The following is a 12,690-nucleotide window of genomic DNA, read 5'->3' on the forward strand; positions in this document are numbered from 1 at the left end:
AAATAACCGCCCTCAGGGGCGGTTGTCGTTTGGAGGATGAGATGTTCGATATTGGCGTTAATCTAACCAGTTCACAATTTGCGAAAGACCATGCGGAAGTGGTCACGCGAGCGTGGCAGGCTGGCCTGAGCGGCATGATGTTGACCGGTACCAACCTCCATGAAAGTGAACAAGCGCTGCTCATGGCGCAGCGATACGACAACTGCTGGTCGACTGCTGGAGTGCACCCGCACGATGCCAGCCAGTGGAATGACGCGACTGCGGACGCCATTCGCCAGCTAGCTGCAGCCCCCCAGGTCGTCGCCATCGGCGAGTGCGGTCTTGATTTCAACCGCAACTTTTCTACACCGGCCGAGCAGGAGCGCGCTTTTACCGCGCAGCTGGCGTTGGCCGCTGAGCTCATGATGCCGGTATTTTTACACTGCCGGGATGCCCACGAACGTTTTTTAGCGCTGTTAGATCCGTGGCTGGATCAGCTGCCTGGCGTGGTGCTGCACTGTTTTACCGGTACTGAAGCAGAAGCGCGCGATTGCCTGCTGCGCGGGCTATTTATCGGCATTACCGGCTGGGTTTGCGATGAGCGTCGTGGCCTGGCCTTAAAAGAGTTACTTCCGGTCATCCCCGCTCAGCAACTGCTGCTGGAAACCGATGCGCCTTATTTGTTGCCCCGGGATTTACAACCAAAACCTGCGTCCCGCCGCAACGAACCCTGTTACCTGCCCCATATCCTGAATAAGGTAGCCGAATGGCGAGGTGAAGATCCGGCCTGGCTTGCGCAGGTAACAGATGACAACGCTCGTCGGTTATTCCGACTGGGTTTTAATCAGGAGAAAGTTAAATGAGCTATGCATTTCCCGGTACGTTTCCCGGTCGTCGTATGCGTCGCGTACGCCGCCATGACTTCAGCCGCCGCCTTGTGGCTGAAAACCAGCTGACGGTTAACGACCTTATCTACCCTGTGTTTGTCATGGAAGGCCACAACCAGCAGCAGGAAGTGCCGTCAATGCCGGGCGTTTATCGCATGACTATCGATCAACTGCTGAAAGAAGCAGAGGCGGTAGCGAAGCTGGGTGTGCCGGTGCTCTCCTTGTTCCCGGTTATCGAAAGTGATGGGAAATCGCTGCATGCTGAAGAAGCCTATAATCCAAACGGGCTGGTGCAGCGTGCCGTACGCGCGCTGAAAGATGCCGTGCCGGAGCTTGGGCTGTTGACCGACGTCGCGCTGGATCCGTACACCACTCACGGCCAGGACGGTGTCATTGACGCCGAGGGCTATGTTATCAACGACGTCACCCGCGAGATTCTGGTTCGTCAGGCGCTTTCCCATGCCGAAGCCGGGGCAGAGATAATCGCACCTAGCGATATGATGGACGGACGTATTGGCGCCATCCGTGATCAACTGGAAGCCGATGGCTTCGTGAATACACAGATCATGTCTTACGCAGCGAAATATGCCTCCTGCTACTACGGGCCGTTCCGGGATGCGATTGGCTCCTCCGGTAACCTGAAAGGCGGCAACAAGAAGACTTACCAGATGGATCCGGCCAACGGCGATGAAGCGCTGCAGGAAGTCGCGCAGGATCTGCAGGAAGGGGCTGATATGGTGATGGTGAAACCAGGGATGCCTTACCTCGACGTTGTGCGTCGCGTGAAAGACACCTTTGGCGTGCCGACCTTCGCCTATCAGGTCTCCGGTGAATACGCTATGCACATGGCGGCAATTCAGAATGGCTGGCTGGCCGAAAAACCAGCAATTATGGAATCTTTGATGTGCTTTAAACGTGCCGGAGCCGATGGCGTGCTGACGTATTTCTCAAAACGTGTTGCCCAGTGGCTGCACGATGAGCAAATGCAGCGCTAGTTGCCACTCGATGACAGAAAGGCCAGCATTTGCTGGCCTTTTTACATTAAACCTTACGGAAGTCAGTATTCCTGACGCTTTGCCGCACCTGCTTGTTCAATAAGTTCAGCAGCAACATCGAGCGGGCTTCGCCGTCGGGTTCGGCAAAGATTGCCTCTAACCCTTCGAAGGCGCCTTCGGTAATCACCACGCTATCGCCCGGGTACGGCGTTTCGGGGTCGGTGATGTCCTCGGCCTGAAAGTGAATCAGCTCATCAATCACTTTCTCCGGCACCGTTGCCGGCTGTGCGCCGAAGCGCACGAAGTGGCTGACGCCGCGGGTTGAATGAACCGTCGTGGTATGAATGGATTCCGGGTCGAACTCAACGAACAGATAATTAGGGAACAGGGGTTCACTGACCGCAGTTCTTTTGCCACGCACCATTTTTTCGAGCGTAATCATCGGCGTAAGGCAATTTACTGCCTGACGCTCAAGATGCTCTTTTGCGCGCAATAATTGACCACGTTTACAGTAAAGAAGGTACCAGGATTGCATAATTTCTCTTTTCGCCCGTTTAAGCGCGTCAGAATAACAAAACGTCTTCCGCAGAGATAGACAGCTCCAGTATAACCTGGCTAAGCGTGGCCGCTGGCGGCGAGTTTCACGCTAATTTAACAAAAATACAGCATGGCGGCGGTGAAGTCCGTATAATGACGGCAAAATCCGACGTCACGATAAATTGCATGAAATACCACGACCTACGCGAATTTCTTGCGCTGCTAGAGCAGCAGGGCGAACTCAAACGTATCGCATTGCCCGTCGATCCGAATCTGGAAATGACCGAAATTGCCGATCGCACTCTGCGAGCCGGCGGCCCGGCTCTGCTGTTTGAAAATCCCAAAGGCTACACCATGCCGGTGCTGTGCAACCTGTTTGGAACGCCGAAACGCGTGGCAATGGGCATGGGGCAGGAGGATGTCACCGCCCTGCGTGAAGTCGGAAAACTGCTGGCTTTCCTTAAAGAGCCGGAGCCACCAAAAGGTTTTCGCGACCTGTTTGATAAGCTACCGCAGTTTAAACAAGTTCTGAATATGCCCACCAAGCGTCTGCGTAACGCGCCCTGCCAGGAACAAATCTGGGAAGGTGATGAAGTCGACCTGAATCGTATTCCGATCATGCGCTGCTGGCCTGAAGACGTTGCTCCGCTAATTACCTGGGGCTTAACGGTGACCCGTGGCCCGCACAAAGAACGCCAGAATCTGGGTATTTACCGCCAGCAGCTAATTGGCAAGAATAAGCTGATTATGCGCTGGTTATCCCACCGTGGCGGTGCCCTGGACTTCCAGGAGTGGTGTGAGGCTCATCCGGGCGAGCGTTTCCCTGTCTCCGTAGCGTTGGGCGCCGATCCGGCAACCATTCTGGGGGCCGTGACGCCGGTGCCTGACACGCTTTCTGAATACGCCTTTGCCGGGCTGCTGCGTGGCACAAAAACCGAGGTTGTGAAGTGTATTTCTAATGACCTTGAGGTGCCCGCGGGCGCGGAAATCGTTCTCGAGGGCTATATTGAGCCGGGCGAGATGGCGCCGGAAGGCCCTTACGGTGACCACACGGGTTACTACAATGAAGTCGACAGCTTCCCGGTGTTTACCGTGACTCACGTTACCCAGCGGCAGGATGCGATTTATCATTCTACGTATACCGGCCGCCCGCCGGATGAACCTGCGGTACTGGGCGTCGCGCTCAATGAAGTGCTGGTACCTATCCTGCAAAAGCAGTTCCCGGAAATTATCGATTTCTACCTGCCGCCTGAAGGGTGTTCATACCGGCTGGCGGTGGTGACGATTAAAAAGCAGTATGCCGGGCATGCTAAGCGGGTGATGATGGGCGTGTGGTCCTTCCTGCGCCAGTTTATGTACACCAAATTCGTTATCGTTTGCGATGACGATGTTAATGCGCGCGACTGGAACGATGTTATCTGGGCGATCACTACTCGCATGGATCCGTCCCGTGATACGGTGCTGGTGGAAAACACGCCGATAGACTATCTGGACTTTGCCTCCCCGGTTTCCGGGTTGGGCTCTAAAATGGGACTGGACGCCACCAATAAATGGCCGGGCGAAACCCAGCGTGAATGGGGGCGCCCAATCAAGAAAGATGTTGAGGTATGCGCGCGTATTGATGCAATCTGGGATGAACTGGCTATTTTTGATAACGACAAAGGCGCCTGAGCGGCGACCTTTACGGTTTAGCATTATTGACCCGACAGAGGGGACGCATGACAACCTTAAGCTGTAAAGTGAACTCGGTAGAAGCGATAACCGACACGGTGTATCGCGTTCGATTGCTGCCGGAAGGCGATTTCTCATTCCAGGCCGGGCAGTATTTGATGGTGGTGATGGACGAACGGGATAAACGCCCGTTCTCTATGGCATCCACGCCGAGCGAGCATGAGTTCATTGAGCTGCACATCGGTGCTTCGGAGCTCAACCTCTACGCCATGGCGGTCATGGACCGTATTCTGAAAGAGCAGGAAATTGTGGTTGATATGCCACACGGCGATGCTTGGCTGCGTGAAGATGAAGAGCGCCCGCTGATTCTGATTGCCGGGGGAACGGGGTTCTCTTACGTGCGCTCTATTCTGCTGACCGCGCTGGCGCGTAATCCGCAGCGTGAAATTGCCATTTACTGGGGCGGCCGTGAAGAGAAACATCTTTACGATCTGGCCGAGCTTGAGGGGCTTACCCTACAGCACCAGAACCTGCGTGTTGAAGCCGTGGTTGAGCAGCCGGAAGAAGGCTGGCGTGGCCGCAGCGGGACAGTACTGACCGCCGTTATGCAGGATTACAGTTCACTGAGCGGGCACGATATTTATATCGCGGGTCGTTTCGAAATGGCGAAAATCGCCCGGGACCTGTTCTGTAACGAGCGCGGTGCGTTGGTTGATCACATGTTCGGCGACGCGTTCTCCTTTATCTAAGGTTGTTCGTCGTCAGAATAAGCCACCGCATCGTCGGTGGTTTTTTTTATCTTTCAGAAATAAAAAACCCGCCCCTGACAGGCGGGAAACACGGCAACTAAACCCAGTTTCGTTTTTTATTAAACGCGTTCAAATACGGTCGCGATACCCTGACCCAGGCCGATACACATCGTAGCCAGGCCAAACTGCGCGTCGCGGCGCTCCATCAGGTTGATAAGCGTGGTGCTGATGCGTGAGCCGGAGCAGCCCAGCGGATGACCCAGCGCGATCGCGCCCCCGTTCAGGTTGATCTTCTCGTCGATCTTGTCCATCAGCCCCAGATCTTTAATGCACGGCAGGATCTGGGCGGCAAACGCTTCGTTCATTTCAAACAGGTCGATATCCTGCGCCGTCAGGCCTGCTTTTTTTAGCGCCAGCCTTGATGCCGGCACCGGACCGTAACCCATGATGGACGGATCGCAGCCGACGACGGCCATAGACCGCACGCGAGCGCGGATTTTCAGGCCCAGCTCTTTGGCGCGTGATTCGCTCATCAGCAGCATCGCGGATGCACCATCGGACAGCGCCGAAGATGTGCCAGCGGTGACGGTCCCATTGACCGGGTCGAAAGCAGGTTTTAGCGCCGCCAGACCTTCAACCGTGGTTTCCGGGCGAATGACTTCGTCGAAGTCATAGCGTTTCAGAACGCCGTCGGCATCGTGGCCGCTGGTTGGCATAATCTCGGCTTTAAAGTGTCCAGCTTCCGTTGCGGCCCAGGCACGCTGATGCGAGCGGGCGGCAAACTGATCCTGCATTTCGCGGCTGATGCCGTGGATACGGGAGAGCATTTCAGCCGTGAGGCCCATCATACCGGCGGCTTTTGCCACGTTGCGGCTCAGGCCTGGATGGAAGTCAATGCCGTGGCTCATCGGCACGTGGCCCATGTGCTCTACGCCGCCAATCAGGCAAGCATGCGCATCGCCGGTTTGAATCATGCGTGCGGCATCGTGCAGCGCCTGCATTGAAGATCCGCACAGACGGTTCACCGTGGTGGCCGGGACCGAATGGGGGATTTCCGCCAGCAAAGACGCGTTGCGTGCAATATTGAAGCCCTGTTCCAGCGTCTGCTGTACGCAGCCCCAGTAAATATCATCCAGCGCGGCCGCTTCGAGCGCCGGGTTGCGGGACAATATGCTGCGCATCAGGTGCGCCGACAGATCCTCTGCGCGAACGTTGCGGAATGCGCCGCCTTTAGAGCGGCCCATCGGCGTACGGATGGCATCAACAATAACAACCTTTTCCATAATCACTCCTCAGGCGCTTTTCAGGTCACTGGCCGGGCGGGCAGGCTCAACCGGCGGATAGTACGGCTCATTGCGTGATGCTTTGGCCTTCAGGCCTTCAGGCACGACGTACAGCGGGCCGAGGTTTTGGTACTGCTGCGCCATATCGAAATATTTCGCGCTGCCCAGGGTATCCAGCCAGCGGAATGCACCACCGTGGAACGGAGGGAAACCGAGGCCGTAAACCAGCGCCATATCGGCTTCCGCCGGGCTGGCAATCACGCCTTCTTCGAGGCAACGAACGACTTCGTTGACCATCGGGATCATCATGCGGGCGATAATTTCTTCGTCACTAAAGTTACGCTTCGGCTGGCTGACTTCTGCCAGCAGGCTATCGACAGCTTCGTCCTGCTCTTTGCGCGGTTTGCCTTTGCTGTCTTCTTTAAAGCGGTAGAAGCCCTGCTGGGTTTTCTGGCCGTAGCGCCCGGCATCGAACAGAACGTCTATCGCGTCGCGGTAATCTTTGCTCATGCGCTGCGGGAAGCCTGCGGCCATCACTGCCTGAGCGTGATGGGCGGTATCAATCCCGACCACGTCCAGCAGGTAAGCCGGGCCCATTGGCCAGCCGAACTGTTTTTCCATCACTTTATCAATCTGGCGGAAGTCTGCGCCGTCGCGCAGCAGTTGGCTAAAGCCTGCGAAGTAGGGGAACAGCACGCGGTTCACAAAGAAGCCCGGGCAGTCGTTTACCACGATAGGCGTTTTGCCCATTTTGCTCGCCCAGGCTACCACTTTGGCAATCGTCACGTCCGAGGTTTTCTCCCCACGAATGACCTCAACCAGCGGCATACGGTGAACCGGGTTAAAGAAGTGCATGCCGCAGAAGTTTTCCGGGCGTTTCAGCCCGCTTGCCAGTTCGCTAATAGGAATGGTGGAGGTGTTGGAAGCCAGAACGGCGTCCGGGCGAACCTTATCTTCGGTTTCTGCCAGCACCGCCTTTTTCACTTTCGGGTTTTCAACCACGGCTTCGACAACGACGTCTACACGATCAAACCCGGCATATTCCAGCGTTGGCTGAATGGTCGAAATAACCTGCGCCAGCTTCATGCCGTCAATTTTGCCGCGTTCAAGCTGCTTGTTCAGCAGCTTGCTGGCTTCGTTAATGCCCAGCGCCAGCGACTTCTCATTAATGTCCTTCATTAATACCGGCACGCCTTTCCAGGCAGACTGGTAGGCAATGCCGCCGCCCATAATGCCCGCGCCGAGTACGGCCGCGTGTTTAGGCGTTTCAATATCTTTGGTGAGCTTTTTCGCCTGACCTTTAACAAACTGATCGTTCAGGAAGATGCCGACCAGCGCGCGGGCTTCATTGGAACGAGCCAGCGGCACAAAGCTTTGGGTTTCCAGCTTCAGGGCTTCATCACGACCAAGGCCAGCGGCGGCTTCAATCGTTTTTACCGCGGTCATCGGGGCCGGATAATGTTTACCGGCGATCTGTGCCACCATGCCTTTGGCGATGGTAAAGCTCATGCCGGCTTCAATTTTGCTCAGTTTCAGCGGTTGCAGTTTCGGCGCGCGCTTAGCCTGCCAGTCCAGCTCGCCATTGATTGCCTGACGAAGAATCGCCAGCGCACCGTCGCGCAGCTTTTCGGTTTTCACTACGCCATCAACCAGGCCCAGCTTTTGCGCTTCTGCCGCACCGACGTCTTTGCCCGCGGTAATAATTTCAAGCGCGCTATCCGCACCTAACAAACGAGGCAGGCGAACGGAACCGCCGAAGCCTGGCATGATGCCTAACTTGGTTTCCGGCAGGCCAATGCGGGCATCCGTTGTGGCCAGGCGGTAATCCGTCGCCAGTACGCATTCGCATCCGCCGCCCAGCGCATAGCCATTCACGGCTGCGATGGTCGGGACAGGCAGATCTTCCAGGCGGTTAAATACGCTGTTGGCGAACTGCAGCCAGTGGGTCAGCTGTTCGGCAGGGACCAGGAACAGCGAGAGGAATTCGGTAATGTCGGCGCCAACGATAAAGGCGGACTTGCTGGAGCTCAGCAGCAGGCCTTTGAGGTTCGGCTGCTTTTCAAGCACGGTCAGCGCTTCGCCGAGGCTGGCGACGGTCGCCGTATCCAGCTTGTTGACGGAGCCGGGGGCATCAAACACCAGTTCGGCAATGCCGTCTTCCAGCCAGTCGAGATGTAGGGTTTCACCTTGGTAGAGCATGTCAGTCTCCTGAATCCAGCAATGGGATCTGGTCGTACCAGATGAAGCGGAGTGTGGAATTGATGTTAATGAAATGCAAATTTCTCTTTAAATATTTGCAAACTCGATCACAGGAGGCGGAAATAACTCGACGGTTTGTACGGTATGCTAAGATGCGTGGCGAACAGGTACAAAAAACAGAAGGATAAATTATGGAATCACTGGCCGCGCTGTACAAAGATCATGTGGCAACGCTACAGGAGCGTACCCGCAACGTTCTGGCGCGTTTTAACCTTGATGCATTACTTATTCACTCCGGGGAGCTGTTCAACGTTTTCCTCGATGATCATGCCTATCCGTTTAAAGTTAACCCGCAATTTAAGGCGTGGGTGCCGGTCACTCAGGTACCCAACTGCTGGCTGCTGGTGGACGGCGTGAATAAGCCGAAGCTGTGGTTCTATCTGCCGGTAGATTACTGGCACAACGTGGAGCCGCTGCCGGAATCCTTCTGGACCGATGATATTGAAGTGATCGCGCTACCAAAAGCCGACGGTATTGGCAGTCAACTGCCTGCTGCGCGCGGCAACATCGGTTATATTGGCCCGGTGCCGGAGCGTGCGTTACAGCTGGATATCACTCCAGCCAATATCAACCCGAAAGGGGTTATCGATTACCTGCATTACTATCGCGCCTATAAAACGGACTACGAACTGTCCTGCATGCGTGAAGCGCAGAAAACGGCGGTTGTGGGCCATCGTGCTGCGCATGAAGCCTTCCTGTCTGGTATGAGCGAGTTCGATATTAACATCGCTTATCTGACGGCAACCGGCCACCGCGATACTGACGTGCCTTATGGCAATATCGTGGCGCTCAATGAGCATGCCTCCGTACTGCACTACACCAAGCTGGATCACCGCGTACCTGCCGAAATCCGCAGTTTCCTGCTGGATGCCGGGGCAGAATATAACGGCTATGCCGCCGACCTGACCCGCACCTGGACCACCCATGGTGACAGCGATTTCGCTCATCTGATTAAAGATGTGAACGAAGAGCAACTGGCGCTTATCGATACCATGAAGTCCGGCGTGCGCTACACCGACTACCACATCCAGTTCCATCAGCGCCTGGCTAAGCTGCTGCGCCGCCACAAGCTGGTGAACGACATCAGTGAAGAGGCGATGCTGGAAGCCGGGATCACCACGCCGTTCATGCCTCACGGCATCGGGCATCCGCTGGGCCTGCAGGTTCATGACGTAGCCGGGTTTATGCAGGACGATACCGGGACGCATCTGGCAGCACCTTCCCAGCATCCTTACCTGCGCTGTACCCGTGTGCTGGAACCTCGCATGGTGCTGACCATCGAGCCTGGCCTGTACTTCATTGAATCGTTGCTGGCACCGTGGCGTGAAGGGCAATACAGCAAGCACTTCGACTGGAAGCGCATTGAAGCCCTGAAGCCGTTTGGCGGCATTCGTATTGAAGATAACGTGGTTATCTATGAAAACAGCACCGAAAACATGACGCGTAACCTGAAGCTCGCGTAATGGAAAGCTGGCCAATCCCCGCTGAGCCCGTCACGGTCAGCGAGGAGATTAAGAAAAGCCGCTTTATTACCCTTGTTGCTCATACAGACGGGGTAATAGCGGCGAAAGCGTTTGTTGAGAAGGCCCGGGCCGAACACCCGGACGCCCGGCACCACTGCTGGGCGTGGGTTGCTGGCGCGCCGGATGACTCGCAGCAGCTCGGTTTCTCGGATGATGGCGAACCTGCCGGCACCGCAGGGAAACCCATCCTGGCTCAGCTGATGGGCAAAGGCATTGGTGAAATCACGGCGGTTGTAGTGCGCTATTATGGCGGGGTGAAGCTGGGCACGGGTGGCCTGGTGAAAGCCTACGGCGGAGGCGTACAGCTGGCGTTAAACCAGCTTCCGACAGTGCTCAAAGTGCCGTTAACCGAATATACTTTGCAGTGCGACTATTCGCAGCTGGCGGGTGTGGAAGCGCTGCTCAAGCAAAGTGATGGTCTTATCGTGGAAAGCGACTTCCAGGTCGCCGTTGATCTGCGCGTAGCATTGCCGCAAACCCAGGTGGCTGCTTTCAGCGCCAGGCTGAGTGATTTTAGCCGCGGTGCATTGCATTTATTGCCGTTTGAACAATAATCCCACCTCGTTATTTATAGATATTTAAGGAAGCGGCTGAAATGCATTTTCGCGCCATAACCCGAATCGTTGGTCTGTTGGTTATCCTCTTTTCCGGAACCATGATACTCCCCGGCTTAGTGGCTCTAATCTATCGCGATGGTGCCGGCCGCGCTTTTACCCAAACCTTCTTCGTTGCTCTGGCAATCGGCTCTCTGCTGTGGTGGCCTAACCGCCGCGAGAAGAGGGAGCTAAAACCCAAAGAGGGTTTCCTGATCGTTGTGCTGTTCTGGACCGTGCTGGGCAGCGTGGGTGCGCTGCCGTTTGTCTTCGCCGAGCGGCCGAATCTGACGGTAACAGACGCCTTTTTTGAGTCCTTTTCTGGCCTGACGACCACCGGCGCAACAACGCTGGTGGGGCTGGATTCTTTACCTCACGCCATTCTCTTTTACCGTCAGATGCTGCAATGGTTCGGCGGGATGGGGATCATTGTCCTGGCTGTGGCCATCTTGCCTATTCTTGGCGTCGGGGGGTTGCAGCTCTACCGGGCAGAAATGCCGGGGCCGCTAAAAGATAACAAAATGCGCCCGCGAATTGCCGAAACGGCAAAGACGCTGTGGCTTATTTACGTCCTGCTGACGATTGCCTGCGCGCTTGCGCTTTGGTTTGCCGGTATGCCGGCGTTTGACGCTATCGGGCATAGTTTCTCTACTATTGCGATTGGCGGCTTCTCAACTCACGACGCCAGCGTGGGCTACTTCAATAGCCCAACAATCAATACCATCATCGCTATCTTCCTGCTGATCTCCGGCTGTAACTATAGCCTGCACTTCGCTGTGCTCAGCGGACGCAGCCTGAAGGTGTACTGGCGTGACCCGGAATTTCGTATGTTCATCGGCGTGCAGCTATCGCTGGTTCTGGTCTGTACGCTGGTGCTTTGGTTCCACAATACCTACCAGTCAGCCTGGCAGACCTTAAACCAGGCCTTCTTCCAGGTCGTATCGATGGCAACCACCGCAGGCTTTACCACGGATAGCATTGCCCGCTGGCCACTATTCTTGCCGGTATTGCTGCTTTGTTCTGCTTTCATTGGGGGCTGTGCGGGTTCTACCGGCGGCGGCCTGAAAGTTATTCGTATCCTGCTGCTGTTCAAACAAGGTAACCGCGAGCTGAAACGCCTGGTGCATCCGAATGCGGTTTACAGCATTAAACTTGGGAACCGGGCCCTGCCGGAGAGAATCCTCGAAGCCGTATGGGGATTCTTCTCTGCTTATGCGCTGGTGTTTATTGTCAGTATGCTGGCCATCATCGCGACCGGCGTCGATGACTTCTCAGCATTCGCCTCGGTAGCGGCAACGCTCAATAACCTTGGTCCCGGCCTTGGCGTGGTGGCCGATAACTTTGCCAGCATGAATCCCGTCGCCAAATGGATCCTGATTGTGAATATGCTGTTTGGTCGTCTGGAAGTGTTTACCCTGTTAGTACTGTTCACGCCTACTTTCTGGCGAGAGTAACCGGAGCCTGTGTGAAAACCTTAATTCTGTTTTCGACCCGAGATGGTCAAACTCGTGAGATTGCTTCCTATATCTCTTCTGAACTGAAAGAGTTGGGCGTTGAGAGTGATGTGGTGAATCTCCATCGCTGCGAGGATATCGCCTGGGCTAACTACGACCGGGTAATTATTGGTGCCTCTATTCGCTACGGGCATTTCCATGCCTCCGTCGAGGCGTTTGTGAAAAAGCATCAGCTGCAGCTGAAGGAGCGTGCGAGTGCATTTTTCGCAGTCAACCTGGTTGCCCGTAAACCAGAGAAGCGTTCGCCACAGACAAATCCCTACACCCGCAAGTTTTTGCTTAACTCGGTTTGGCAGCCTGACCATTGTGCCGTGTTTGCAGGTGCGCTGCGTTATCCACGTTATGGTTGGTTAGACCGCTTCATGATCCGCTTAATTATGAAAATGACCGACGGTGAAACGGATACCAGTAAAGAAGTGGTTTATACCGATTGGCAGCAGGTAGCCCGTTTTGCCCATGAAATTGCGCAGTTAAGCACCAAATAGTGTTGTAAATAAGCGGGTTGGCGAAAAAGAATACGGTCAGAAAGTTTTTTTAAATAAACGCTTGTCACCGCCGAAGAACTCCCTATAATGCGCCTCCACTGACACGGAACAACGGCTTGTAAAGCGGCGTGTCAGGCGGAGTGAAGCGGAAAATAAATGCTTGACTACGCAGCGGGAAAGCGTAATATGCACAGCCCGCGCTACTGAGAAAGTAG

General features: G+C 55.4%; 11 protein-coding genes. 8 read left to right on the forward strand and 3 right to left on the reverse strand.

Annotation, left to right across the window (positions count from 1 at the left end; translation table 11 throughout):
- Positions 1–41 precede the first annotated feature (41 nt).
- Both tatD and hemB read left to right on the forward strand, forming a co-directional pair.
- Positions 42–842: a 3'-5' ssDNA/RNA exonuclease TatD gene (gene tatD / locus ACE38U_RS20855; protein ID WP_038476823.1), complete on the forward strand. Its 801-nt coding sequence runs from the start codon at positions 42–44 to the stop codon at positions 840–842.
- Positions 839–1,861: a porphobilinogen synthase gene (gene hemB, locus ACE38U_RS20860; protein WP_375530470.1), complete on the forward strand. Its 1,023-nt coding sequence runs from the start codon at positions 839–841 to the stop codon at positions 1,859–1,861. The genes tatD and hemB overlap by 4 nt, the downstream gene beginning before the upstream one ends.
- Positions 1,862–1,907: 46 nt before the next feature.
- Here the strand turns inward: hemB and rfaH are convergent, their stop codons facing one another.
- Complete coding sequence (gene rfaH, locus ACE38U_RS20865; protein ID WP_038476819.1) at positions 1,908–2,396, reverse strand: transcription/translation regulatory transformer protein RfaH; 489 nt, start codon at positions 2,394–2,396, stop codon at positions 1,908–1,910.
- 179 nt (positions 2,397–2,575) lie between these two features.
- Here rfaH and ubiD point away from each other — a divergent pair, with 179 nt between their 5' ends.
- Together ubiD and fre are read left to right on the forward strand one after the other, a co-directional pair.
- Positions 2,576–4,069, forward strand: coding sequence for a 4-hydroxy-3-polyprenylbenzoate decarboxylase (ubiD, locus tag ACE38U_RS20870; RefSeq protein ID WP_176981801.1), 1,494 nt, complete (start codon positions 2,576–2,578; stop codon positions 4,067–4,069).
- 47 nt (positions 4,070–4,116) lie between these two features.
- Entirely contained in the window at positions 4,117–4,818 is a 702-nt protein-coding gene (gene fre / locus ACE38U_RS20875) for an NAD(P)H-flavin reductase (protein WP_176981781.1), read from the forward strand.
- Between the two features lie 119 nt (positions 4,819–4,937).
- On the opposite strand, the gene fadA is transcribed toward fre, so the two are convergent.
- Both fadA and fadB read right to left on the reverse strand, forming a co-directional pair.
- Entirely contained in the window at positions 4,938–6,101 is a 1,164-nt protein-coding gene (fadA, locus tag ACE38U_RS20880) for an acetyl-CoA C-acyltransferase FadA (protein ID WP_038476813.1), read from the reverse strand.
- A gap of 9 nt (positions 6,102–6,110) precedes the next feature.
- The gene (gene fadB, locus ACE38U_RS20885; protein ID WP_375530471.1) at positions 6,111–8,300 is read right to left on the reverse strand and encodes a fatty acid oxidation complex subunit alpha FadB; all 2,190 of its coding nucleotides are present in this window, start codon (positions 8,298–8,300) and stop codon (positions 6,111–6,113) included.
- A gap of 191 nt (positions 8,301–8,491) precedes the next feature.
- On the opposite strand from fadB, the gene pepQ reads away from it, so the two are divergent.
- Genes pepQ through hemG form a run of 4 tightly spaced genes read left to right on the forward strand, consistent with a single transcriptional unit; the run spans position 8,492 to position 12,475 of the window.
- Positions 8,492–9,823 carry a Xaa-Pro dipeptidase gene (gene pepQ / locus ACE38U_RS20890; RefSeq protein WP_038476809.1) on the forward strand — a complete coding sequence of 444 codons (1,332 nt, stop codon included), beginning with the start codon at positions 8,492–8,494 and terminating at the stop codon, positions 9,821–9,823.
- Complete coding sequence (locus tag ACE38U_RS20895) at positions 9,823–10,437, forward strand: IMPACT family protein (RefSeq protein WP_176981779.1); 615 nt, start codon at positions 9,823–9,825, stop codon at positions 10,435–10,437. The genes pepQ and ACE38U_RS20895 overlap by 1 nt, the downstream gene beginning before the upstream one ends.
- A gap of 41 nt (positions 10,438–10,478) precedes the next feature.
- Positions 10,479–11,930, forward strand: a complete 1,452-nt coding sequence (gene trkH / locus ACE38U_RS20900; protein ID WP_038476805.1) for a Trk system potassium transporter TrkH — start codon at positions 10,479–10,481, stop codon at positions 11,928–11,930.
- Between the two features lie 11 nt (positions 11,931–11,941).
- Positions 11,942–12,475, forward strand: coding sequence for a menaquinone-dependent protoporphyrinogen IX dehydrogenase (gene hemG / locus ACE38U_RS20905; RefSeq protein ID WP_038476803.1), 534 nt, complete (start codon positions 11,942–11,944; stop codon positions 12,473–12,475).
- The last annotated feature ends 215 nt before the right edge of the window (positions 12,476–12,690 follow it).

Origin of the sequence: Cedecea selenatireducens, assembly GCF_042138895.1 — a bacterium.
Classification (GTDB): Bacteria; Pseudomonadota; Gammaproteobacteria; order Enterobacterales; family Enterobacteriaceae; genus Cedecea; species Cedecea selenatireducens.